Origin of the sequence: Nocardia sp. NPDC051929, from assembly GCF_044548645.1 — a bacterium.
Lineage (GTDB): Bacteria > Actinomycetota > Actinomycetes > Mycobacteriales > Mycobacteriaceae > Nocardia > Nocardia sichangensis.
Genome location: NZ_JBIUCG010000025.1, coordinates 14,091 through 37,737 on the forward strand (window position 1 = coordinate 14,091; position 23,647 = coordinate 37,737).

The following is a 23,647-nucleotide window of genomic DNA, read 5'->3' on the forward strand; positions in this document are numbered from 1 at the left end:
GATGTGCCCGAAATGGCGCGTTCGCTTCAATTGCCCGGCCATCACAGCGCTTCCGGTCGTTCCAGATGGCCGTTGGAGGCACTGCGCGCGGACTCACCGAGCGGATCGACGGCGAGGTTCGATTCGACTCAGGAAGCCGCGCGACGTACTCGACGGATGCGTCCAACTATCGCGCCGTCCCCCTCGGGGTGGTCGCGCCGCGCACACCGGAGGACGCGGCCACGGCGGTCGCCGTCTGTCGCGCGCACGACGTGCCGGTGGTGTCGCGTGGTGGCGGCACGAGCCTGGCCGGGCAATGCCGCAACGCGGCGATCGTTATGGACCGGAGTAAATACTGCCCGCATGTGGTGTCGGGGGACCGTGCCGCCGCCACCGCCGTGGTCGAGCCGGGCATCGCGCTCGACCGGCTCAACACCGAGCTGGCATCCACCGGCCTGATGGTCGGCCCCAAGCCGTCCACCCATGTCAGCTGCACGACCGACAGCTCTCGCCGCGCTTCCGGCTCGACGGAATGAGAGCACGGCCCGGCCGGTGAAGGCCCGGGCGGCGACATGCCCTGACGTCCATACTTTTTCATCACCCGCCGGTCCACCGCGATTGCGGCGGACGCACCCGGTGCACGCGATCGACCGACGAGGCTCCGGGCTGCTCGACGAGCGGGATGGGCCATCGGCGGTCGATCATGGTCGCCGTGTGCAGCGTACGTTGGCGTTTCATGATCGGCCCGAGCTCCGGCGCGCCGATCGATACCGTCACGGTGCAATCGCCGGGGCCGAGCGCCGCCAGCATGCCGTTGCGAACGGTGGCGGCGAGCGGCTGGAGCAGTAGCGCGACGCAGAGTTCGATCGTGAACTCCCCCACCGGGTTTCCGTCGATGGTGACATCCAGGCACGGATGGTAGGTCTGGGTGATCTCGTGTTCGAACAGCGTCACCTGCTCGGCTCCGCCCGCACTTGTACGCATCGCCGCCATGCGTAGCCGGTCGTAGCGGCGCCAACCCTCGATCGCGACAGTGCCCAAGTCGACCTCGAGCAGCCCATCTATCGTCTCGGCCACCTCGTGCAGCGCCGCCGACTCCAGTAGTGCGGCCACGCCCGGCGCCCGGCGCAGTGCCAAGTGTTCGGCGCCCTTTTCGTGCAGGCACTCGGCCAACTCGCCCACACCGACATCGTGCGGAGCGTTCTGGAACAGTACTGTCCGAGCCCTGATCAACGCTGGACTTGTCATCCGAATATCTCCTTGACATTCAGCCATGGCTCGCGGGCCCGCAGCCGCACCCGGACGTCGGGAGCGCGGGCGACCTGGCGAACGTGGATGGATGGGGGGCCGTCCGCGACCACACGCACATGTACCCGTGGCAGATGCGGATCCTCATCGTGCGACGCGCCGCCCGGGCGTTTCCCGCGACCCCGTATGACCAGAGCCGCGGCACCGAGGGCAAGGAGGAACCCTCCGATGCCCACTATGCCGATGGGGCCGGTGTCCGGGTTGCCCGCATCGGCTTGTCCCAGAGGAGGCGGAGGCTCGCCGGGCGGTTCCGGGATTCCGGCTCCGTTGGGTGTGGGGACGAGCCGCGCGGGTGATATCTCCACGGACGTCTTCGCGACAATGCGCTGAGAGGTTCCCGCACAGGCGGCGGGGATGGAGTGCAGACCCAGTGCGGCTCCCTGTGGCACATCGACGCGAGCATCGAACGAACCGCCCTGAACCTGGGCGGTCACCGCCGCGGACCAATCCGGAAGCACCCGCACCAGGTCGCAGGGCCAGCGTTCGCCGTGCACAGTGATCACGGTGCCGCGTTCCGCAGTGGCCGGCGCGGTGAGAACGGGTGCGGGAAGCACGGCCGAACTCTCGGTCGGTACAGGGGACGGACCGGAACTCGGTGGCGGCGCGGTTGTCCCGACCGGTTTCGTCGTCGTGGTCGTCGTCGGACTCGGTTGCGTCGTGGTTGTGGACTCCGGCTTTGTCGTCGTGGTTGTCGGTTCCGGATTCGTCGTGGTTGTCGGTTCCGGCCTGGTCGTCGTGGTTGTGAGCTCCGGTTCAGTCGTGGTTTTGGGCTCCCGTTTCCCCGTCGTGGGCTCCGGTGTCGTCGGGGTGGTCGTCCAATCGGACCGCGTAGTCTTGGGCAGCCAGTCATCCGTGGGCGTGCTGTTCGGCCAAGCGGGTTGCGACGTGACCGGCGACGGGTTGGGCACGGTGGTAACCGGCTCCGGTGCCGCGACCGGTACCGACACCGCGCCGAGCAGTCCCGCTACGGCCGCCGCGACAAGGAATACTCGCGAATCGTTTCTCATGATCACCTCCCCCGAGACAGGCATGCTCCCGAGGATGCAGTCGAGCCTTCGCTCTCCTCGACCTGCCGACGCGAGTAGCCGACTACCCGTTTCCCGTAGTCGCGCCCGTACCCGTCTGCCTCGGCACCGCCCTTGATTCGGCGAGGCCAGCGGATGTATCACCAGTCGAGGCTCGAACGCACCATCCGTGCTCCGCGACTTCGCCGCAGAGGTCGCCGCGGGGAAGGCGGCTCCCGGCCGGGTGCAAGAGCGGGACCTTGGTCCTTCGCCGCTGGCTACCGGTTGCTCTACTGCCGCCTCGCCGAGGAGACGGACACTCGCAGGTACGCCGCCACGATCTCGACCCGGCCCGACAACGGCCCCCGCATGCGAACCGGAGGAGAACCCATGTTCACTTCGAGCAAGGCTCCGATCCTCGCGGGTGTCGACGGTTCCGAGGTGGCGCTTGCCGCCGTGCGCTGGGCCGCCATCGACGCCGCCCACCGCCACGCACCGCTGCACCTCGTCTATCTGACCGGTGGCCTCGGCGACCACGGTTCCGGCGTCGAGTTCGGGCCGTCCGCCCCCGGCAGCTATCGCTGGGGCGGCCCGGACGCGTTGGAGATCGCGTACGCCACGGCCATCGCCGAATCCGCTCCGATCAATCGGATCGACGTGACCGCGGAGTTGACCAACGCCGCCCCCGTTCCGGTTCTGCGCCGCCGATCCGAGACCGCGCGGCTGCTCGTGGTCGGCGCCCATGACCTCGGCGCGTTCAGCCGCGCGATGCTGGGATCGCTGAGCACCGCGCTGGCGCGGCAGGCGGGATGCCCCGTTGCCGTCATTCCCCGTGGCGTCGAGCACGGCGACGGGCCTGTCGTCGTCGGCGTCGACGCCTCCACGAGCAGCGCGGCAGCCGTCTCCTTGGCTTTCGACGAAGCGGCGTTTCGCGGCGCCGATCTCGTTGCGGTCCACGCGTTGTCCGGCTTCCCCGGCTCGCTCATCGAATCGCGGGAGGGTGGCGAGGGATTGCTCGACCGGAGTTTGGCAGGGTACAGCGAGGCGTATCCGGAAGTGACGGTGAGGCGTGTCGTGGTCGAGGACCACCCCGCCAGGCGACTGCTCGAGGCGGGCGAGAAAGCGCGGTCGATCGTCGTCGGCAGCCGCGGGCACGACGAATTCTCCGCGATGCCGCTCGGTTCGGTCAGTAGAGCCGTACTACACGGGGCGCAGGTGCCGGTGATAGTCACAAGACCGGCGAGCTTTGCGCGGCACCCCCGGAACCGGCGATAGACGGGCACCGCCACCGCGATCGACGGACCGTCAACGCTACCGATTCACGGTGCACCACGGGGAGCCGTGGGCGCGTAGCCGAGCTCGCACACGAGGGCGGGCGACGACTGCCGATCGGATTGTGCCGCTATCGAGCACAACCGACCGTCCAGCCGCCGCCCGCCGAGGACGCCGCCCGCCCGCCGTCAGCCGTCCAGGCGCTCCTGGATGGCTTCGATGACGCGAAGCCGCAGTTCATCGGCGCGGATGACCGCATCGACAGAGCCGACTTCGACGGCGCGCTGGATGTTGTGGATGCGGTCGAACTCCGCGGCCACTTCACCGAGTTTCTCCGCGCGCACCGAGGAGCGCAGTTCGTCCAGTTCGGCGCTCAGAGTGGCGCGATCGGTACCGGCCGCGTTGGCGACGCGCACCTCCAGCTCCTGCACCCGCGGGTCGGCCGTGGTGCGGGTGGCGACGTCACCGGAGAACACCGCCGCCGCGGCGGGCGCGCCGCCGAGCACCGAGGCGAATGAGCCTTCCAGCGCCAGGACGGTCATGTTCGGGTTCAACGCCTTCGAGAAGACGACGAACGCGCCACCGTGATAGCGGGAGATCACGCAGAACACGATCGGACCGTCGAAGTTGACGATCGCACGGCCGATCTCGGCGCCGTACTCCAACTGCAACTTGCGCATCGACTCCGGCGACCCGTCGAAGCCCGACAGGTTCGCCAGCACCACCAGCGGACGGTTGCCGCTCGCGGCGTTGATCGCCCGCGCGGCCTTCTTCGACGACCGGGGGAACAGCGTGCCCGCGGTGTAGGTGTCCGGGCCGTCGGTGGGCGGAAAACCGTGCCGCGGCACGCCCCTGGACTCGATGCCCAGCAGGCACACCGGGATTCCGCCCAGATGCGCGTCCTGCACGACGGCGGTCTCGGCGTCGGCCATGCCCGCCCAGCGCTCCAGCACGGGGTGGTCCTGGTCGGCGACCGCGCGCATCACCGTGCGGATGTCGAACGGCTTCTTCCGGTCCGGATTCGCGGTGGCGGAGAAGATCTCGCCGACGGTGGCGAAGTCGCTGCCCGCCAGGACGTGCGGGAAATCGGAGATGTCGCGATCGATGGGATCGCTCGTCTGCGACCGCCGCGGCGCCTGCTCACCAGGGACGATGTAGGTGTGGTCGTAGTGCGCCATCAGGATGTCGCGCGCCGCGGCCAGGTTCGGCGCCCAGTACTGCGCCTGTCCGTTCGGACCCATGACCCGGTCGTAGCCGCCGATGCCGAAGTTGTCCTCGGCCGACACGCCGCCGGAGAAGTCCAGCGCCTGCTTACCGGTGAGCACCATGGCCGAATCCGGCGTCATCACCAGGATGCCCTTGGTGTGCATGAGCATGGTCGCCTCGGCGTTCCAGTACGGCTGAGCTCCGACATTGATGCCCGCGACCACGATGTTGATCTCGCGGCCCGCCTGGGTGAATTCGACGATCCGCTTGAGCGCGGCCGCCACCCAGTCCATGTTCTCGGTGCCCGATTCCATCGAGATGCGAGCGCCCGCCGACAGCGCGTACCACTCCAGCGGCACCTCCAGGCGCTCGGCCAGGTCCAGTGCGGCGATCACCCGCCTGCACTCCGGTTCCGACAGCGCGCCCAATGCTTTCGTCGGGTCGCCGAGCAGCACCACCCGCGTGACGCCCTCCGGGTGTTTCGGGGTGGCCGTGGTGATGACGCCGGCGACGATCGCGGCGGTGTTGCGCCCCTTCGGCCGGTCGACCGGGACGAGCGTGTGATCGCTGTCGAGGTCGTATTCGGTGAAATCGCCGAGCAGGCTGGTCAATTCGTAGGGGTACACCGCATTGCGGCCCGCGGCGCGCAGCACCTTCTGCCGGTAGGCGTCGAGCGGTTCGATCGGTTCGTCGGACGGCTCGCCGAAGGTCACCACGGTGCCGCCCGCGGCATCGAAACTGATCCGGATGGCCACCTTCGCCAACTCGCCGGTGTCCGCGTCGCGTTCCCGCGCGATGAGCACGATCTCCTCGAGTCCGGCGCCCGCGGTCGTCGGCAGCACATGCCCGCCGATCCGCTCGAGCTCGGCGCGGGTGACATCCAGCGGCGGCCAGACGTACATCACGATGCGATTGGTGTTGAGCCGCTTCGCCGACGGCCGCTGCGACTGCGCCCGGCGGATCGAGTCGAGGCAGGTGGCGATCGTGCTCTCGGCGGTCGGCAGCGCGAGCAGCCGTCCGTCGTGTTCGCGCAGCGCGGTCAGGTCCCGCACCTGGGCGAACGCGATGAGCCGGTCGTCGGCCGGATTGTCCTTCGCGACGCACCGGAACAGATAGATCTCCTCGTCGTCGGACGACGGCAGGCGCGTCAGATCGAACTTGCGCAGCCGCTCCATTTGCATCCGCTGCGCGATGTACGGATGCAGGCCGCGGATCAGCCTTTCCTCGGCCGGGCCGGTGGCCGACGGGCGGAAGGTGAAGTGGTGATGCATGACCGCGCCGTTGCTGCCCGCGACTGTCGCGGTGATCCGGTGCACCTGCTTCGGCAGCGGCTGCGCGCTGAGCACCGAGTGCAGAGCCGCGGCCATGGCGTCGAAGTCGGCGGGCTGCTTCTCCCAGCTGAGGTAGATGTCGGCGTCGATCGACACCGCGTCGCCGGTCAGTTCGGCCAGCCCGCGCACCGCAGCACCGAGCGCGTCGAAGCGCACCGCGGCGGACACCAGGCTCGCACCGTCGCGGTCGGCGATCAGGTAGCGGCATCCGTCGACGTCGTGGGTGCGGACGCCGGTGAGCCCCTTGTTGCCGTAGTACCGGCGGGTCAGCACCTCGAGCATCGCCGTGTTGTCGTCGCTGCCGCGCACCAGCCGCTGGCCCAGCAACCGCACCAGCGGTTCGGTGCTGCGGACCATGTCGGAGATACGCTCCGCGCGATCGGACGCGTCGGGATGGGTGTCCAGGTACCGCAGGGACCGGCGGACATTGGTGTACACGCGGGCGCGATTACGCCGCAGCAACGGCTGGCCGTACCAGCCGAACACCAGACCGCGAGCAAGATCGGCGACTACGGGGAAATGCACCTGGGTCGCGGCGACCAGCCGTTCCAGTGCCAGACCGACCGGTTCGCGCAGGGCTCGATCGGGCATCCGCTCGCCCAGCCACTCCCGCAGCAGTGCCGTCACGACCGCGACGGTGTCGGTGCGTTGCTGGGCGAGGAAGATCCGGAAGACCGCGGCCTCGAGCTCGGGGGAACGTTCCAAATCGGACACGCCGTAGTGGCCGAGCGCCCGCGCGAGCTTGCTCTTGAACGATTCCGGCAGTCCGGCCCGTTCGACGTCCAGGCTCTGCAGGTAGGTGTGGAAGTACTCGCGGGCACTGTGGACATGCCCTTGGGCGTCCTCACCCGACGGCCGGTTGTGGCTCAACTCGGCGAGGTCGGTGAACACGTCGATGAGCTCGAGTTCCTCCGCCAGCGGCCTGCGGTCGTCCGCGACGGCGATACGGCGGGCATCGAGGTAATCCGTCAGCACCCGGCGGTCGTCGTGCGGATCGACGTCGAAACCGAGCAGCAGGCCGCGCAGGTCCTGCGATCGTCGGACGATCCGCTCGTGCGGATGAGCCTGCGCATCCCCGGCGGGCAAGTCCAGTTCGACCGACCCGACGGCCGCGGTCTCCTCGACCGCGTCGTCCACCAGGCGCTCCAGCCGCAGCAACGGCGCCCCGGTCTCCACCTGGGTACCGACCGAGACGGCGCATTCCTTCAGCCGCGCCTTGAACGGTGCGCGCAGCACCGTCTCCATCTTCATGCTCTCCAGCACCAGCAGCGGCGCGTTGGCCTCGACCTCGTCGCCGACCTGCAACGGCGTGGCGACCACGAGCGCGGGTGCCGGTGAGCGGACGACGCCGCCCTCGTCCCGGCTCACCCGATGGGTCACACCATCGACGTCGACCACGTGGATCGGCCCGTGCGTGCCCGCGGTGACGCGGAAGGCGGTGCCGTTGACCACGATCTGGCCGGAATGCCGGTCATAGCGGACCAGGTCGACATCGGCGGTGCGGATGTCCTCGCCCGCCTCGATGCCGATGCGGAACCGATGCGCGCCGGTACGGGCCACGCGCACCCGATAGCCGACTCCGCGCAATTTGAGGTCGAGCGGTCGGCCCGCGTGGTGCTGCACCAGGGGACGACCGCCCGCGGCGGTGGACAGCAGGCGGTCCCGCTCGGCCCGTTCCTCTTCCTCGTAGGCATCGATGGCGGCGGCCGCGAGCGCGACGGCGGAGTTGCGGTGCGAAACGAGGCGACCCTGTCCGCGCACCCGGTCGATCCAGCCGGTGTCGGCGCTCGCGTCGATCACCTCGGGCTGGTCCAGCAGTTCGAGGACGAAACTCTTGTTCGTAGCGCCGCCCTCGATGATCACCCGGGTCTGCCCGACGGCCCGGCGCAACCTACCCAGCGCCTCGGACCGGTCGCGGCCGTAAGCGATGATCTTGGCGATCATCGAATCGAAATCGGCGGGGATGACATCGCCTTCACTGACACCGGTGTCGACCCGAATACCCGGCCCCGCGGGCAGGTCCAAGCGGGCGATCCGGCCCGGCGCGGGAGCGAAGTCGCGGTCGGGGTCCTCGGCGTTGAGCCGCGCTTCGATGGCGTGCCCACGCTCGGCGGGCGGCTCGCCCTCGAGCCGTTCACCCGAAGCCACCGCCAGTTGCGCGCGAACCAGGTCGAAACCGGTGGTCTGCTCGGTGATCGGGTGCTCGACCTGCAGACGGGTGTTGACCTCGAGGAACGCGAACAGCTCGTCACCGGGGTGATAGAGGAACTCGACGGTCGCCGCGCCGCGGTAACCGACCGCGACCGCCAGGCGCTCGGCCGAGGCCTTGAGTTCGGCGACCTGCTCGGGCCGCAGCACCGGTGACGCGGACTCCTCGATGACCTTCTGGTTGCGCCGCTGCACCGAGCAGTCGCGCACACCCAGCGCCCAAGCGGTGCCCTGACCGTCCGCGATCACCTGAACCTCGACATGGCGAGCGCCGGTGACGAGCCGTTCGAGGAACACCACACCACTGCCGAACGCGCGGGCGGCCTCCTGCCGGGTGCGCTCGTAGGCGTCGACCAACTCGGCCTCGTCGGTGACAACGCGAATACCGCGCCCGCCGCCGCCCGCGGTCGCTTTCAGCATGAGCGGGTAGCCGATGTCGGCGGCGGAGGCGAGCGCGTCGTCGACGGTCTCGACCGGGCCGCGGCTCCACGGCGCGACCGGTACACCGACCTCTTCGGCGATGAGCTTCGCGCCGATCTTGTCGCCGAGTTTGCGCATCGCCTCGGCATCCGGACCGATGAAGGTCACGCCGATCTGGTCGCACAACTCGGCGAACGCCGGATCTTCGGCGACGAAGCCCCAGCCGACCCACGCGGCGTCGGCCCGGGTCGCCACCAGCGCCCGTTCGAGCGCCTTCAGATCCAGGTACGGTCGCGCGGAGGCCGGCCCGAGGTCATAGGTGATATCGGCCTCGCGCACGAACGTCGCGTTGCGATCGACATCGGTGTAGAAGGCGATGGTCTCGATCGAACGTGCCGTTTCCGCGGCCAGGTCTCGGACCGCGTGGATGAGGCGCATGGCGGCCTCTCCCCGGTTCACAATGGCGATGCGGCTGAACACTCGCCGTCCTTCCTCTCCGAAGTTGTGGCCCGGTCGACGGGCAAAGGGTGGATACCCTTTGTCGCACATCCGGTCGGTGCAATTACACCTGTCCGGTGGTTACTCGGCCGTATCGTCGCGCGGGTGCGGGGCAGGCGCGCCGGGTAGCCCGCTGCCGACTGCGACGTTCAGGGAAGCGTGGAGTGATCCGGCAGCCGTCGGTCGCAGAGATGGCGATACCTGCGACGGCCACCCCGACGCCGCATGGTAAGCATCGTTCACCACGCGAAGGTTAGAGGCAGGCCGGTGCCGCGTCAATCTTTTCGCCTCGCGTACGCTCGCGTCGTCGGATTCCGCTACGAAACCAGAAACGCGAATTACTGGTCGGTTTCGAGTATTTTAGCGAGTACCGAGAGCTGTGGCGCCGCAACCTGCACGCGAACGGCGTCTCCTTTCGCAGACGTCTCCCCTCCCACGAACGGGGAACCTGCCACTTCGCGCCCCACCGGACGACCCCGTGACCAGGAACCGCGTAGTTGTCCCGGGTCCACCTCCTCACCCCGGGTACGGAGCAAACGACTCGATGCGCCCGCCGTAGCGCGTTCCGATCGCGATCTTCCCGACCTCGGCTTTACCGTAGGCATACAAAAGGCTCGGATGCCTATTCACCCCGTCGCGCTGCCACCCTGCACCCGGTAGGAGACCTGGCGCGCCGACCAGGGTGACGATCGGGATCCCACAGGTCGCAGATGCGTATGAAGCGCACCGCCTTCGCCGATGCGTCGACGTCCGGACAGACCGCGAACCGGTTGAACCGATCAGCCATGATGCAGCCGCGCCCGTCGATTCGGCCGAAGCCGACGCCGCGGTCAGTTACGCACCGGGGCAAGGATGTTCGCCGAATCTCGAACCTTGCCGTAGAGAACAGCGCGCAATCCGTCCGCGAACCTCAGATCCCGATCACCGGTCATAATCGCGAGGACATCGTCGGCGCCCTCCTGCCGGGCATGATCACCGGTCGAAATTCGCGCCACCAGGGAATCCCACTCGCCCGCGTTGCTCAGTTCGAGATAGGCCTGTTCCTCGATGACGAAACCCGTGATGTAGGAACGCAATACCAAAACGATCTCGCCGACGCCGAACTGCGGCAGAACCACACCGCGGAGGAGTGTCGTCAGCGTACTGGAGACTCTGATGGTCTCCGGCGAAGGCGAGTACGAGCCCGCGACGACGCGCCCTCCCTCACGGAAACGAAGTATCGCCGCACGAATACGCCGACAGCAGATCATCGTCTGAGCGACATCGGGGTTGCCGAGGTCGATATCCGACAGGTCGACGGCCCGGAAAATGGTGTCGGCCATCGCACGCTGGAGATCCTTCCGGTCCCGTAAATGCTTGTACAACGCACCCGGCGTCACCCCCGCCGCGGCCGCCAGCCGTCGCATCGTGAGCGCGTCCAGACCGTTCTCCGAGACGTAATCGTGAGCGATGTCGGCCAGACGATCCCGGGTCAACCCGCGCTTGGTCATCGCTATCGCGCCGATCCCGCGCCGCGAGCAGGCTCAAGGACGCGGCGAGTGCCTCCCCCCACGTGATCGACACATATGAGCCGTCGAGTCACCCCACGGACATCTACGAAGCGGAGGCCGTCCAGATCTCTCGAACGCGTGACGGAAGTGGTTACGACCGCCGGGTGATCATTGTTCACCTCGCCGAGGCTAGGACAAGCGCTGCATTGCCGTCAACGGCTCTACGGGGGATACATATCTTGATGCGCATATCTAAGTATGAACATGCAATTGTTCCCGTGGCGCCCGACCACAGCGAATTCACCCATCTCGCCCAGCTGGGCGTTCCGCCGTCAGCGCTCGGTTCAGGTACGGCCCAGCCTGCGCATTCGTATGCACCGCCGTTTCGGATGGCTACCATCAGACGCGATGCATGTTGAGTTGATGCTCGATTCACTCGATGGACTGTCCGTGGGAGACGCGCTGGGAGCGGAATTTCCCATCATGGGCCGGTCGATTCCGGATCTTCGGGCCGGCAATCTCCCGGCCCGGCAGTGCGGGTGGACCGACGACACCGAAATGGCCTGCACCGTGGTTGCCGAACTCATCGGTGGCGGTGGGATCGACCAGGATCGGCTCGCCGCCGCCTTCGCGCGCCGATTCGACCCGAGCCGTGACTACGGCTTCCTGGCGGTCGGTACCTTGCGCCGGATCCGCGACGGCGTGCACTGGCGGGAGGCGGCCGGAGCCGTGTACGACAACCAGGGATCCTGTGGAAACGGTGCGGCCATGCGGGTCGCTCCGCTCGGCGCCTTCTACGCCGACGATCCGGAAAAGATCGCCGCCGAAGCGGCGCGATCGGCGCAGGTGACGCATCTGCATCCGGAGGGCGTCCTCGGCGCGGTCGCGGTGGCGCTCGCGGCCGGTCAGGCCGCACATGCTCGCCTGCGCGGAAGTCGGCCCACGCCAGCGGATTTCATCACCGGCGTCCTCGACCGCCTCGACGATGGCGAGACGACCCGCCTGATTCGCCGTGCTCGCAGTCTGCTCGAGGCCTCCGCGGAGGAGGCCGCGGACGAACTCGGCAACGGATCCCGGGTCACCGCGCAGAACACGGTGCCGTTCACGATCTGGGTAGCGGCGACGCATCTCGACGACTACCCGGCCGCGATCACCACGTGTATCGCCGCGGACGGCGATATCGACACCACGAGCGCCATCGTCGGCGGAATCGTCGCCGCCCACACCGGCACCGACACGCACCCCGGCCCGCTCGGAGGAGTGCCGCGAACCTGGCTCGCCGCGCGAGAACCGTTGCCCGGCTGGTTCGACCCCACCCGCCGACCACCACGGCGCAAAGATTCCGTTTCCGGCCGCTTCCGGAAGTGGCTGTCCGGCGCGTCGTGAGAACAACCAGCTGACGCCGTGGATCCCCAACACCAAGACGCCACTCCCCCGTCGTACTTCCTCCCCTACCCTGACGCCCGCCGCACCGGTCGCGGCCCAGAGCCTCGTGGTCGCAAAGCTTTTCAACCGAGCGGCGCCGATCATGCGGTGACGTGAGCGACGTCCTGTGCCCGCGGGCGCCCTTGGACGGCCCACGCTTCTCAGTGGCGAATGAGGTCGGCCCGGGGCCTGAACCAACAACTGCTCGAGCCGGGCGGCAAGGCCTTGCTCCTCGCCGAGGGCCCGCCGCAAATGCTGGATGATCCTGTCCGGCTCGCTCACATCAGCCTCCTGCCGGCCGTGTAAACCCAACTCTACGTCGCGGCCCGCGGCGGCCAGACGTTCCGCATCGCCGACAACATCGACTCCGCCATCGAGGCCGTCGTGCGACTCGAGGCGAAGCATCCCGTCAACGGTGCGCAGCAGTCGCGGTTTCAACTCCACAGGGTCACATGCACTTTCGGGCGAAACCGCGTGACGCCCACGCCGGACCCACGGATCATCGCCTGGATGCATCGCGGGGTGGTGATGAACCGCAGCAGTTCCGACACCGCGGGCTGGCGGGAATCGGGCGGCAACGTGGTGGCGCACCACTCGTCGGATACCTGGAGCCCTGGTCCCTTGACGTGGATCAACCGACCGGCCGCGAGATCGGCGGCCACGGCGAAACCGATCGTCGGGGTGATGCCTCCGACCCGGCGGACCTCTTCCAGAGCGGCGGCGTCGCTCTGGAAGATCCGCTGATGGGATTCGGGTACCGCCAACTCGCGCAGCATCGTCGCGATGTGCCCGTCCACACTGCCCGCGCTGGGACCCAGCATCCACGGCTGCTCCCGCAGCAGCGCCGGAGGTGCGGCGGCGCCCGCCAGAGGGCTGTCGGGGCGCGCGACCGAGATGATCTGATACTTCAGGAACGGCCGGGCGGCGATGGCCGTGTCGGCGTTCTCCGGCCCGGGCCCGAGCGCGATGTCCACCGCACGGGTCTCGATCAGACCCCGGAACCGGCTGGTGGGGTGCACGCTCAGCTCGACCGCCAGATCCTTCGCCCGCGCCGCGAACAAGTCGATGAGGCCCGGCGCGGCATGTTCGGCGAACGCGCTCGATGCCGCGATGCGCAGCAGCCGTCGGCCATGGGCGGCTTCGCTCACCTCGATCGCGGTCTGCCGTTGCAGTCCGAGGATCTCGATGGCCCGGCTGGCCAAGCGCAATCCGCCGGGCGTGAAGGCCAGCCCCGCGGCGGCGCGGGTGAACAACGGGTCGTCGAGCTCTTTGCGCAGCTGGGCGATGTGCAACGAGACACCGGCGTCGGACATCCCCAGCTCTCTGGCCGCCGCATGGACGGAGCCGAGCCGCACCACGGTCGAGTAGGCCCGAAGCTGGGCGGGCGTCACGATCCGAGTCTAGTTTGGAGGTGGACGCGGTGCCTACCGCCGTATCGCGCCCGGAGGACGCATCATGCAGGACGTGCTCACGGATCTGATGGCAACGTGGAACGCCGGGGGCACGGCTGGGGTCGCGACGGTCGTACGCACCTTCCGCTCGGCGCCGCGGCCGCCAGGCGCCGCCATGGTCGTCGCCCCGGACGGTACGGTCGGCGGTTCGGTCTCCGGCGGCTGCGTCGAAGGCGCGGTCTACGAACTCGCCACCGATGTCGTGCGCACCGGTCTTCCGGTGCTGCAGCGGTTCGGGTTCTCCGATGACGACGCGTTCGCCGTCGGCCTCACCTGCGGCGGCATCATCGACATCTTCGTCGAACCCATCTCCCGGAAGACGTTTCCGGAACTCGGCGAGGTGGCCGCGGACATCGCCGAGCACCGGCCGGTCGCGATCGCGACCGTCATCGAGCACCCGGACCCCGGCCGGATCGGGCGGCGGCTGCTGATCCGGCCGAGTGACGCGCGCGGCACGCTGGGGTCGGCGCGCACCGACGACGCGGTGATCGATGACGCGGCCGGGTTGCTCGCGGCGGGCCGCAGCGAGGTGCTGTCCTATGGCCCGGACGGGCAGCGTCGCGGCGAGGGCATGGCGGTTTTCGTCGCCAGTCATGCCAGGCAGCCGCGGATGCTGGTGTTCGGGGCCATCGATTTCGCCGCCGCCGTGGCGCAGCAGGGATCATTTCTCGGCTACCGGGTGACCGTATGCGACGCGCGGCCGATCTTCGCCACCTCGGCCCGGTTCCCGACCGCCGACGAGGTCGTCGTCGACTGGCCGCACCGCTACCTGGCCGCGCAGATCGCGGCAGGCGCGGTCGATGCGCGGACCGTCGTCTGCGTGCTGACCCACGATCCCAAGTTCGACGTTCCGCTGCTCGAGGTGGCCCTGCGGGCGCCGCGGATCGGTTATGTCGGCGCCATGGGGTCGCGCCGCACGCACGACCAGCGGCTGGCGCGCCTGCGGCAGGCCGGACTCACCGAGGAGCAACTCGCCCGGCTCGCCAGCCCGATCGGGCTGGATCTGGGCGGCCGGACGCCGGAGGAGACGGCGGTGTCCATCGCGGCCGAGATCATCGCGCGGCGCTGGGGTGGGCACGGCCGTTCGCTGACCGGAACCGGCGGACGGATTCACCACACGGCACCGACAGCCGATTAAGTGATTACTTAATCCGGCCTTGACCCCCAGTTCAGCGGCGCAGAAGCTGAGCTTCTCCCCATGAACGTGAGGTGGGTCACATGCAGGTGCCCGGACCATTCGAATACGAGCGCGCGACGGGCGTGGATCACGCCATCGGACTCCTGGACCGGCTCGGAGAGGAGGCGCGCATCATCGCGGGCGGGCACAGCCTGTTGCCGATGATGAAACTGCGCCTGGCCAATCCGGAATATCTCATCGACATCAACGACCTGGCTGCCGAGCTGGGCTATATAGTCACCGATCCGACCCTGGTGCGCATCGGCTCGATGGTGCGGCACCGGCATCTGCTCGAATCCGACGATCTCGCCGCGGTATGCCCGATCTTCCGTGACGCCGAGCGCGTGATCGCCGACCCGGTCGTGCGCAACCGCGGCACGATCGGCGGCTCGCTGTGCCAGGCCGATCCCGCCGAGGATCTGACCACGGTCTGCACGGTTCTCGGCGCCACCAGCCTGGTGCGCGGACCGTCCGGTGACCGGGAGATCGCGATGGACGACTTCCTGGTCGGCCCGTACGAGACCGCCATGATGCGCAATGAACTTCTGATCGAGATCAGAATTCCCGTGCGGCATCGGACCTCCAGCGCCTACAAGGAGGTGAAGCGCCGAGTCGGCGACTGGGCGATCGCGGCGGCAGGCGCGACGGTGACACTGCGCGACGGTGCGATAGCGGCCGCCCGGATCGGCCTGACCGCCGTCGAGCCCGATCCGGCGGCGCTGGCCACCGCCTCGGACCTGCTCATCGGTGAGGCGCCCACCGAAGAGATCTTCGCGGAGGTGGGCCGCCGGGCGAGCGCGGCGTGCTCACCCGCTTCCGATTCGCGTGGCAGCGCGGACTACAAGCGCCACCTCGCCTCCGAACTGACGATCCGCGCGCTGCGCACCGCGGTCGAGCGCGTACCGAACGATCCCGCGCTGAGAGGGAACTAGCCATGCAGGTAACCATGACCGTCAACGGCGAGCAGGTGAGCGCCGACGTCGAGCCGCGCACCCTGCTCGTGCACTTCCTACGAGACCAATTGCGGCTCACCGGAACCCACTGGGGATGTGACACCAGCAACTGCGGCACCTGTGTGGTGGAGGTGGACGGCGAACCGGTGAAGTCGTGCACGATGCTGGCCGTCATGGCAGGCGGGCGTTCGGTGCGCACCGTCGAGGGACTCGAGGTCGACGGCAAGCTCGATCCCGTGCAAGAAGGCTTCATGCAGTGTCACGGGCTGCAGTGCGGATTCTGCACGCCCGGGATGATGATCACGGCCCGGGCACTACTCGACCGCAACCCGGATCCCGACGAGCAGACCATCCGGGAGGCGATCTCGGGCCAGATCTGCCGCTGCACCGGATACACCACCATCGTGCGGTCGATCCAGTGGGCCGCGGCGAAGCAACGGGGCGAAGCGGCGGAGCCAGAACCCGCGCCCACCGCGGCGCCGGTAGGGAGCACATCATGACCGCCGTCGAATCCCGGCCGGAAGACCGCGTCGACAACGACCGCAAGCCGTGCGGGCACGGCAGGATGCTCCGCAAGGAGGATCCCCGGTTCATTCGCGGACGCGGCAATTTCGTCGACGACGTCCAACTGCCCGGCATGCTGCATATGGCGATCCTGCGTTCGCCGTTCGCGCACGCGCGGATCGTGAGCGTCGACGTCTCCGCGGCACAGGCGCATCCGAAGGTGAAGGCGGTCGTCACCGGGGCGGACCTCGCCGCCAAGGGACTGGCCTGGATGCCGACGCTTTCCAACGACGTGCAGGCGGTGCTGGCGACCGACAAGGTCCGGTTCCAAGGCCAGGAGGTGGCCTTCGTCGTCGCGGAGGACCGCTACGCCGCGCGTGACGCGCTGGAACTCATCGACGTGGAGTACGACATGCTCCCTCCGGTGATCGATGCCCGGACCGCGCTCTCGCCCGAGATGCCGGTGATCCGAGATGATCTCGAGGACAAGCGGGACAACCACTGCTTCGACTGGGAGACCGGTGACGCCGCCGCGACCGAGGCGGTGTTCGCCCGCGCGGACGTCGTAGTCGAGCAGGAGATCGTTTATCCGCGCGTGCATCCCGCGCCGATGGAAACCTGCGGCGCCGTCGCGGATCTCGATCCGGTGACCGGCAAGCTCACCCTGTGGTCGACGAGTCAGGCGCCGCACGCCCATCGCACGCTCTACGCGATGGTGGCCGGGCTGCCTGAGCACAAGATCCGGGTGATCGCACCCGATATCGGCGGTGGTTTCGGCAACAAGGTGCCCATCTACCCGGGATACGTCTGCGCCATCGTCGGGTCGCTGCTACTGGGCAAACCGGTCAAATGGATGGAGGATCGCAGCGAGAACCTGACCAGCACCGGGTTCGCCCGCGACTACATCATGCTCGGTGAGATCGCGGCCGACGCCGACGGCAAGATCCTGGCCATACGGTCCACCGTGCTCGCCGATCACGGCGCGTTCAACGGCACGGCCGCCCCGTTGAAATATCCGGCCGGCTTCTTCGGTGTCTTCACCGGCAGCTACGACATCGAGGCCGCCTACTGCAAGATGACGGCGGTCTACACGAACAAGGCCCCTGGCGGCGTCGCCTACGCGTGCTCGTTCCGGATCACCGAGGCCGTCTACTTCGTCGAGCGGTTGGTGGATTGCCTCGCGCAGGAACTGAAGATGGATCCGGCGCAGCTGCGGCTGCGCAATCTGCTCCGGCCCGAACAGTTCCCGTACACCAGCAAGACCGGTTGGGTCTACGACTCCGGTGACTACGAGAAGACCATGCGCTTGGCGATGGACATGATCGGATACGACGCCCTGCGCGAAGAGCAGCGGGAAAAGCGCGCCCGCGGTGAGTTGATGGGCATCGGGATGGCTTTCTTCACCGAAGCAGCCGGCGCGGGACCGCGCAAGGATATGGACATCCTCGGGCTCGGGATGGCCGACGGGTGTGAGCTGCGGGTCCACCCGACCGGCAAAGCCGTTGTGCGGCTGTCGGTGCAGACCCAGGGGCAGGGACACGAGACGACGTTCGCCCAGATCGTCGCCGAGGAACTCGGGATACCGCCGGACGACATCGACGTCGTCCACGGCGACACCGATCAGACCCCGTTCGGCCTCGGCACCTACGGCAGCCGCTCGACTCCGGTCTCCGGCGCCGCCGCCGCGTTGGTGGCGCGGAAGGTGCGCGACAAGGCCCGGATCATCGCGTCCGGCATGCTCGAAGTGTCCGTCGCCGATCTGGAGTGGGAGAAGGGCTTGTTCCACGTCAAAGGCGACCCGTCCGCGGCCGTCACGATCCAGCAGATCGCGATGCGAGCACACGGCGCGGGTGATCTGCCGGAGGGTATCGAGGGCGGACTCGACGCGCAGATCTGTTACAACCCGGCGAATCTCACCTACCCCTATGGCGCGTACTTCTGCGTCGTCGATGTCGACCCGGGGACGGCCGTGGTGAAGGTCCGGCGCTTCCTCGCCGTCGACGACTGCGGGACCCGGATCAACCCGATGATCATCGAGGGTCAGGTGCACGGCGGCATCACCGACGGCATCGGCATGGCGCTGATGGAGATCATCGCCTTCGACGAGGACGGCAACTGCCTCGGCGGATCCCTGATGGACTACCTCATCCCAACGGCGCTCGAGGTTCCGCATTTCGAGACCGGATACACGGTCACTCCTTCGCCGCACCACCCGATCGGCGCGAAAGGTATCGGCGAATCGGCGACCGTCGGATCACCGGCGGCAGTGGTCAACGCGGTGGTGGACGCGTTGGCGCCTTACGGGGTTCGGCACGCCGACATGCCGCTGACGCCGTCGCGGGTCTGGGAAGCGATGCAGGGCCGGGCCACACCGCCCGTCTGAGTGGGTGGGAGCGATGGGAACACCGATGAAGATGACCGAGCGTGCCCAGCAACTGGTTCGGACCCGGACTCCGTTCGTGCACGCGACCGTCGTCCGAGCGCAGCAGCCGACCTCGGCGCATGCCGGGGACGAGGCGATCCTGTTGCAGGACGGGACAATCGAAGGATTCGTCGGCGGCCAGTGCGCCCAGAACTCGGTCCGCAAGGCCGCGCTGGGCGCCCTGCAGTCGAACGAGAGCGTGCTGCTGCGCGTGCTGCCCGACGGCGACCTGCAATTTCCCGAAGCCCCCGGCGCGGCTGTGGTGGTGAATCCCTGTCTGTCCGGCGGAGCGCTGGAGATATTCCTCGAGCCGCAGGTTCCGGCGCCCTTGGTGCGCATCTGCGGCGCGACACCGATCGCGGACGCACTGGCCGAAATGTGCGCACTGGTGGGATTCGATGTGCAGCGCGGTGTCGGCGAAGCCGACTCCCCGGATTCGCTGACCGACACGACCGCGGTCGTGATCGCGAGCCACGGCGGCCCGGAAGCCGAGACGATCCGCGCCGCGCTCGACTCGGGTGTGGGGTATGTCGGTTTGGTGGCCAGCAAGATCCGGGGAGCGTCGATTCTGGACGAGCTCGGCTTGACCGAAGCCGAGCAGATGCGCGTGCGCACCCCGGTGGGCCTGCCGATCGGCGCCAAGACCTCGGCGGAGATCGCCGTCTCGATCGTCGCGGAAGTGATCCAGGCGATCCGCAAGGGCGGCTTGGCCATCCCGGTTCGCCTGTCGAGCGTCACGTTCGAGGCGCTCGATCCGGTGTGCGGTATGACCGTGGCGGTCGGGCCGGACACACCACATCTCACCATCGACCACGTCGACTACTGGTTCTGCGGCTCCGGCTGCCGCACTTCCTTCGCCGAGGCGAAGACGGGCTCATGACAAACGGATTCGTCACCGGGGTCGTACTCGCTGCGGGAACCTCACGGCGTCTCGGCACACCGAAACAGCTACTGCCATACCGGGATACGACACTTCTCGGCGCCACACTGGACGTGGTTCGAGCCTGCGGTTTCGGTCAGATCATCGTCACCCTCGGCGGGGCGGCCGCAGCGGTCCGGCAGCAGGTCGATCTCACCGGGGTGGAGGTGGTCGTGGCCGACGACTTCGGTTCGGGCTGTTCCTCGTCGTTGCGTTCGGCCCTGGGCTCGGTACATCCCCTGGCCCCCGGAATCGTGCTGATGCTCGGTGATCAACCGGGTCTGTCGGCCGCGACCGTCGAACGACTGATCGCCGACGCGACGACCGCGGCGATCACGGTCTGCGGCTACCGCGACGGCGTCGGGCATCCGTTCTGGCTGCCCCGCGGCCTGTTCGGCCAGTTGGCCCGACTGCACGGCGACAAGGCGGTCTGGAAGATCATCGAGTCGGGCCGCGTCCCGGTGTCCCGGCTCGACGTCGACGCAGCGGTGCCCTTGGATGTGGACACCTGGGCCGATTACGAGCGCCTGCGCGCCTCGACCTCGCCATGATGTCGCCTTTCGCCGATATCGAGGACGTGGTCCGGCGATTCGACGCCGACGACTACCTGCTCGACACCGGTACCGCCGCCGCCTTCTATCTGGCCACCACGTTGGGTCGGCCCCTACTGCTGGAAGGCGAGCCGGGAGTCGGCAAGACGACCGCGGCGAAGACCCTTGCCACCGCGCTCGCCGCGCCGCTGATCCGCCTGCAGTGCTATGAGGGCCTCACCGTGAACGAAGCGCTGTACGACTGGAATTACCAGCGTCAGCTGCTCAGCATTCGGCTCGCCGAAGCGCGCGGCGCCGACCTCACCGAAGCCGACTTGTTCACCGAGGCATTCCTGGTCGACCGTCCGATTCTGCGCTGCGTCCGTTATCGCGGTCCGACGCCCCCGGTGCTGCTGGTCGACGAAATCGACCGTGCCGACGACGAATTCGAGGCGTTGCTGCTGGAATTCCTCGGTGAGGCCGCGGTGACCGTGCCGGAACTCGGCACCTTCACCGCCGAGCGGCCGCCACTCGCGGTGCTGACCTCGAACCGCAGTCGCGACCTGCACGACGCGCTGCGGCGGCGCTGCCTCTACCACTGGATCGACTATCCCGAACCGTCCCGCGCGGTGGCGATCGTGCGACGCACGGTGCCCGGGGCGACCGATGCGCTGATCGAACATGCCACCCTGTTCGTCGCGCACGCTCGCGGTCTCGATCTCGACAAGCCGCCCGGCGTCGCCGAGACCATCGACTGGATCGCCGCGTTGGCGACGCTCGATGTCGCCGATCTCGTCGCGCCGGAGGCGGTCGCAGCACTCAGCGCGCTGGCGAAGACACCCGACGACCGCGCGACCGTGCGGGAGGCGTTCGCCGAATATACGCGAGACCTGGCTACCGGATGAGAGGGATGCCGCAATGAAGATCGCCAACGAGTTCACCGTCAACGCACCCGTCGAGCAGGCATGGGAGGTACTGACCGACCTCGAACAGGTCGTCCCGCTCCTGCCAGGCGCACAGATGGTCGGATGGCAGGGAGACGACTTCCTCGGCAGATTGAAGGTCAAAGTCGGCCCGGTGACCAGCGAATTCACCGGCAAAGCGCAATTCGTCGAGCGCGACGAACACGACCATCGCGCCGTCATCAGCGGGCGCGGCCGGGATTCACACGGTTCCGGGAACGCCGCCGCGACCATCACCACACGGTTGTGCGCGGACGACGGCAGGACGCGGGTCACCGTCGACACCGACCTCAAGGTTGTCGGCAAACTCGCCCAGTTCGGCAGCGGAATGCTGCAACAGGTGTCCGAGAAGATGATGAATCAGTTCGTCACATCCTTGGAGAGGAAACTCGCGGCTGCCGATGAGACCTCTGTGGAGCCGGTAGCCGAGCCGGACCGCCGAGCAGCGCAGCCGGTGGCGCCGCCCGAGCCCGCGCCGCTGGACCTTGTCGAACTCATGGGGCCCGCGATGATCAAGAAATATGCGCCCGCGGTCGTGTTCGCACTCGCGGCAGTGCTCGGAATAATTCTGCTGCGCAAGCGGATACGCACGAATCGATGACGCGGACGGCACTGCTGCGCGGGGTGGATCTGGCGGCGTTCGCCGTCGCGGTGGTCGCGCGGCTGCGGGGAAGTGGCGTCGCGGTGGCGCCGAGCGGTCCCACGCTGTTCGTGCAAGCCTGGCGTCGCATGGCGCCGCGCTCGCGCACCGAACTCTACTGGGCCATGCGACTGACGCTCGTCGATCGCATGCAAGATCTCGCCGCCTTCGACGCGGTCTTCGCGGCGGTGTTCGCCGACGCGGTGCTGGGTGTGGACCCGGCGAGCCGAACGCACGGACTACCGGCCGAACGCGCGTCGGCGCCGGGCACAGTCGGTCGGGGGCGGTCTCGGCACGGCGGTGATGTCCCCTGGGCGACACCGCGATCGGCAACCGGCGCCGACCGGTCCACCGACCAGGCTCCAGCGCTGCCGGACGTGCTGCCGAGCCGGTTCGCCGCACGGGAACAGGAACCGTTCGCCTGCTTCGATCCGGACGATCTGCGAACGATCGGCGCCTGGCTGGAACAGGCGGCGGCGCTCTGGCCGCAGCGCCGCAGCACGCGCCAGGAAAGTGATCCGCACGGCAAGCGGATCGACTTCCGGGCGACGATGAACCACTCGCGGCGCACCGGCTGGGAGTCGGCCGTGCTGGTCCGCACCCGTCCCCGGCGTCGCCCGCGCCGGATCGTCATGGTGTGCGACGTCAGCCGTTCCATGCAGCCGTATTCGACGATCTACCTGCACCTGATGCGGGCCGCCATGCAACGCCGTTCGTCCGATCGACCCGAGGCGTTCGCCTTCTCCACTTCCCTGACCAGGCTTACCCCCGTGCTCGCGCACCGTTCCCCCGAGGTGGCGGTGGCCCGGGCCAACGACAAGGTGCTCGACCGCTACGGCGGCACGCACATCGGCCGATGCCTCGGCACACTGCTGGCGACTCCGTCCGGTAACGCGGTGCGCGGCGCCGTCGTCGTCATCGCCTCGGACGGTTGGGACAGCGACACTCCCGATCTCTTGGCCCGCGCGATGGCCCGGATCAGACGCCGGGCTTGGCGCGTCATCTGGCTCAATCCCCGTGCGGGCGAGTCCGGGTTCCAGCCGGCCACCGGCGCGATGGCGGCAGCCCTGCCGTTCTGCGACACCATGATGCCCGCGCACACTCTTGCGGAGATACACGCGTTCGTTCGGATTCTGGCATCGTCGGCTGTGTCCGCCGACCCAGGTCGATACCCGATCCCGTCCCGGTGATCATCGAGAAACCTTGCGGTGGCGCAAACCCACCCGAGCCCTCGACGGCACACCCGAGGCGCACCGGCTACTGCGCGCGACCATTCCGACCGGGGTTCCACATGATTGAGTTTCGAACACCGTCCGGTTCGATCGCGCTGTCCGCCGTCCGGCGGATGATCAGGTGTGCTGGAATTGCCACTGCTGGGTGCGGCTGATCGGCGCGGATCGCGCGAGCCCGATCTGCTCGGGGCCGATGTCACCGTCGTGACCGGGCAGGTCGAGGACGAACTCGCAGGCGGCCCAGACAGCGATGCGGTAACAGTCGGGGTGGGCTTCCTCGGCGGTGATCTGCCACCCCATCGGCGTCCCACTGCACTCGAGGTGGGTTCCCTCGCTCACCACCCCGTCGCCGAGTCCGAGCCTGGTGCCGGTGCGTCCGCTGCCGATATACCAAATTCCCTCGCCGAATTCCGGCGCTCTGGACAACAGCCAATGCTGCCAGCCGTCCTCGACACCTGGCTCCGCCACCACCGTCACCTGATCAGCGCTGTCGAGCGCCAGCACACAACCGGCGCCGACATTGACGATCCGATAGACACCCTCGCTCAAACCGGTCATGATCCGTCGTCCTCACCATCCGCTAGATCCCGAGGCCACGGTGTTCCCGCGAGCCTCGCGTCAGAAGATTCCGTGCCTTTGGGCTACCCCGCCCATCGACCGAAGAATCACGTCGGTACGGGCGCGATCGCAGCCGCCTGGCTCCTCCGAACGAGACA

The 23,647-nt window shown here is 68.2% G+C and carries 18 protein-coding genes; 12 read left to right on the top strand and 6 right to left on the bottom strand.

Annotated features, from left to right (window positions below):
* Window positions 1-65 precede the first annotated feature (65 nt).
* Window positions 66-515: an FAD-binding oxidoreductase gene (locus ACIHAX_RS29875; protein ID WP_364433694.1), complete on the top strand. Its 450-nt coding sequence runs from the start codon at window positions 66-68 to the stop codon at window positions 513-515.
* Window positions 516-576: 61 nt separating this feature from the next.
* Here the strand turns inward: ACIHAX_RS29875 and ACIHAX_RS29880 are convergent, their stop codons facing one another.
* Together ACIHAX_RS29880 and ACIHAX_RS29885 are read right to left on the bottom strand one after the other, a co-directional pair.
* The gene (locus ACIHAX_RS29880; protein WP_397280887.1) at window positions 577-1,227 is read right to left on the bottom strand and encodes a hypothetical protein; all 651 of its coding nucleotides are present in this window, start codon (window positions 1,225-1,227) and stop codon (window positions 577-579) included.
* Window positions 1,224-1,841 carry a hypothetical protein gene (locus ACIHAX_RS29885; RefSeq protein ID WP_397280889.1) on the bottom strand — a complete coding sequence of 206 codons (618 nt, stop codon included), beginning with the start codon at window positions 1,839-1,841 and terminating at the stop codon, window positions 1,224-1,226. Before ACIHAX_RS29885 ends, ACIHAX_RS29880 begins: the two co-directional genes overlap by 4 nt.
* 840 nt (window positions 1,842-2,681) lie before the next feature.
* Between ACIHAX_RS29885 and ACIHAX_RS29890 the strand changes: the two genes are divergently transcribed.
* Window positions 2,682-3,566 (top strand): universal stress protein, encoded by an 885-nt coding sequence (locus ACIHAX_RS29890; RefSeq protein ID WP_364433701.1) that lies wholly within the window; start codon window positions 2,682-2,684, stop codon window positions 3,564-3,566.
* A 185-nt stretch (window positions 3,567-3,751) separates the two neighbouring features.
* Here ACIHAX_RS29890 and ACIHAX_RS29895 read toward each other — a convergent pair whose 3' ends face one another.
* Together ACIHAX_RS29895 and ACIHAX_RS29900 are read right to left on the bottom strand one after the other, a co-directional pair.
* Window positions 3,752-9,208, bottom strand: a complete 5,457-nt coding sequence (locus tag ACIHAX_RS29895) for a carboxyl transferase domain-containing protein (RefSeq protein WP_397280891.1) — start codon at window positions 9,206-9,208, stop codon at window positions 3,752-3,754.
* 848 nt (window positions 9,209-10,056) lie between these two features.
* Window positions 10,057-10,716 (bottom strand): TetR/AcrR family transcriptional regulator, encoded by a 660-nt coding sequence (locus ACIHAX_RS29900; protein WP_397280893.1) that lies wholly within the window; start codon window positions 10,714-10,716, stop codon window positions 10,057-10,059.
* A 408-nt stretch (window positions 10,717-11,124) separates the two neighbouring features.
* On the opposite strand from ACIHAX_RS29900, the gene ACIHAX_RS29905 reads away from it, so the two are divergent.
* Window positions 11,125-12,102: an ADP-ribosylglycohydrolase family protein gene (locus ACIHAX_RS29905; protein WP_397280895.1), complete on the top strand. Its 978-nt coding sequence runs from the start codon at window positions 11,125-11,127 to the stop codon at window positions 12,100-12,102.
* A gap of 473 nt (window positions 12,103-12,575) precedes the next feature.
* Here ACIHAX_RS29905 and ACIHAX_RS29910 read toward each other — a convergent pair whose 3' ends face one another.
* Complete coding sequence (locus ACIHAX_RS29910; RefSeq protein ID WP_355074257.1) at window positions 12,576-13,532, bottom strand: LysR family transcriptional regulator; 957 nt, start codon at window positions 13,530-13,532, stop codon at window positions 12,576-12,578.
* Between the two features lie 64 nt (window positions 13,533-13,596).
* On the opposite strand from ACIHAX_RS29910, the gene ACIHAX_RS29915 reads away from it, so the two are divergent.
* The 9 genes from ACIHAX_RS29915 to ACIHAX_RS29955 all read left to right on the top strand — a co-directional run bounded on the left by ACIHAX_RS29915 (window position 13,597) and on the right by ACIHAX_RS29955 (window position 22,889).
* A complete protein-coding gene (locus ACIHAX_RS29915; protein ID WP_364433714.1) occupies window positions 13,597-14,730 on the top strand; it encodes an XdhC/CoxI family protein in 1,134 nt (377 codons plus the stop codon).
* Between the two features lie 80 nt (window positions 14,731-14,810).
* Window positions 14,811-15,701 (top strand): xanthine dehydrogenase family protein subunit M, encoded by an 891-nt coding sequence (locus ACIHAX_RS29920; protein ID WP_355074261.1) that lies wholly within the window; start codon window positions 14,811-14,813, stop codon window positions 15,699-15,701.
* 2 nt (window positions 15,702-15,703) lie between these two features.
* Window positions 15,704-16,222: a (2Fe-2S)-binding protein gene (locus ACIHAX_RS29925; RefSeq protein WP_355074262.1), complete on the top strand. Its 519-nt coding sequence runs from the start codon at window positions 15,704-15,706 to the stop codon at window positions 16,220-16,222.
* Window positions 16,219-18,609, top strand: a complete 2,391-nt coding sequence (locus tag ACIHAX_RS29930) for an aerobic carbon-monoxide dehydrogenase large subunit (RefSeq protein ID WP_364433719.1) — start codon at window positions 16,219-16,221, stop codon at window positions 18,607-18,609. Before ACIHAX_RS29925 ends, ACIHAX_RS29930 begins: the two co-directional genes overlap by 4 nt.
* A 25-nt stretch (window positions 18,610-18,634) precedes the next feature.
* Window positions 18,635-19,528: an XdhC family protein gene (locus ACIHAX_RS29935; RefSeq protein ID WP_397281016.1), complete on the top strand. Its 894-nt coding sequence runs from the start codon at window positions 18,635-18,637 to the stop codon at window positions 19,526-19,528.
* On the top strand, window positions 19,525-20,118 hold the full coding sequence (locus ACIHAX_RS29940) for a nucleotidyltransferase family protein (protein WP_364433722.1): 594 nt from the start codon (window positions 19,525-19,527) through the stop codon (window positions 20,116-20,118). The genes ACIHAX_RS29935 and ACIHAX_RS29940 overlap by 4 nt, the downstream gene beginning before the upstream one ends.
* Window positions 20,118-21,002, top strand: a complete 885-nt coding sequence (locus ACIHAX_RS29945) for an AAA family ATPase (protein WP_397281018.1) — start codon at window positions 20,118-20,120, stop codon at window positions 21,000-21,002. Before ACIHAX_RS29940 ends, ACIHAX_RS29945 begins: the two co-directional genes overlap by 1 nt.
* A gap of 13 nt (window positions 21,003-21,015) precedes the next feature.
* On the top strand, window positions 21,016-21,660 hold the full coding sequence (locus ACIHAX_RS29950) for an SRPBCC family protein (protein WP_397280899.1): 645 nt from the start codon (window positions 21,016-21,018) through the stop codon (window positions 21,658-21,660).
* Entirely contained in the window at window positions 21,657-22,889 is a 1,233-nt protein-coding gene (locus ACIHAX_RS29955; protein WP_397280901.1) for a VWA domain-containing protein, read from the top strand. The genes ACIHAX_RS29950 and ACIHAX_RS29955 overlap by 4 nt, the downstream gene beginning before the upstream one ends.
* A 159-nt stretch (window positions 22,890-23,048) precedes the next feature.
* Here ACIHAX_RS29955 and ACIHAX_RS29960 read toward each other — a convergent pair whose 3' ends face one another.
* Window positions 23,049-23,489: a hypothetical protein gene (locus tag ACIHAX_RS29960; RefSeq protein WP_364433732.1), complete on the bottom strand. Its 441-nt coding sequence runs from the start codon at window positions 23,487-23,489 to the stop codon at window positions 23,049-23,051.
* Window positions 23,490-23,647: the final 158 nt, after the last annotated feature.

Coding starts and splice junctions, on each gene's coding strand:
- ACIHAX_RS29955 (WP_397280901.1), top strand. CDS start 21,657: ATGACGCGGACGGCACTGCTGCGCGGGGTGGATCTGGCGGCGTTCGCC.
- ACIHAX_RS29905 (WP_397280895.1), top strand. CDS start 11,125: ATGCATGTTGAGTTGATGCTCGATTCACTCGATGGACTGTCCGTGGGA.
- ACIHAX_RS29950 (WP_397280899.1), top strand. CDS start 21,016: ATGAAGATCGCCAACGAGTTCACCGTCAACGCACCCGTCGAGCAGGCA.
- ACIHAX_RS29915 (WP_364433714.1), top strand. CDS start 13,597: ATGCAGGACGTGCTCACGGATCTGATGGCAACGTGGAACGCCGGGGGC.
- ACIHAX_RS29960 (WP_364433732.1), bottom strand. CDS start 23,489: ATGACCGGTTTGAGCGAGGGTGTCTATCGGATCGTCAATGTCGGCGCC.
- ACIHAX_RS29935 (WP_397281016.1), top strand. CDS start 18,635: ATGAAGATGACCGAGCGTGCCCAGCAACTGGTTCGGACCCGGACTCCG.
- ACIHAX_RS29890 (WP_364433701.1), top strand. CDS start 2,682: ATGTTCACTTCGAGCAAGGCTCCGATCCTCGCGGGTGTCGACGGTTCC.
- ACIHAX_RS29930 (WP_364433719.1), top strand. CDS start 16,219: ATGACCGCCGTCGAATCCCGGCCGGAAGACCGCGTCGACAACGACCGC.
- ACIHAX_RS29875 (WP_364433694.1), top strand. CDS start 66: ATGGCCGTTGGAGGCACTGCGCGCGGACTCACCGAGCGGATCGACGGC.
- ACIHAX_RS29945 (WP_397281018.1), top strand. CDS start 20,118: ATGTCGCCTTTCGCCGATATCGAGGACGTGGTCCGGCGATTCGACGCC.
- ACIHAX_RS29940 (WP_364433722.1), top strand. CDS start 19,525: ATGACAAACGGATTCGTCACCGGGGTCGTACTCGCTGCGGGAACCTCA.
- ACIHAX_RS29925 (WP_355074262.1), top strand. CDS start 15,704: ATGCAGGTAACCATGACCGTCAACGGCGAGCAGGTGAGCGCCGACGTC.
- ACIHAX_RS29920 (WP_355074261.1), top strand. CDS start 14,811: ATGCAGGTGCCCGGACCATTCGAATACGAGCGCGCGACGGGCGTGGAT.
- ACIHAX_RS29900 (WP_397280893.1), bottom strand. CDS start 10,716: ATGACCAAGCGCGGGTTGACCCGGGATCGTCTGGCCGACATCGCTCAC.
- ACIHAX_RS29880 (WP_397280887.1), bottom strand. CDS start 1,227: ATGACAAGTCCAGCGTTGATCAGGGCTCGGACAGTACTGTTCCAGAAC.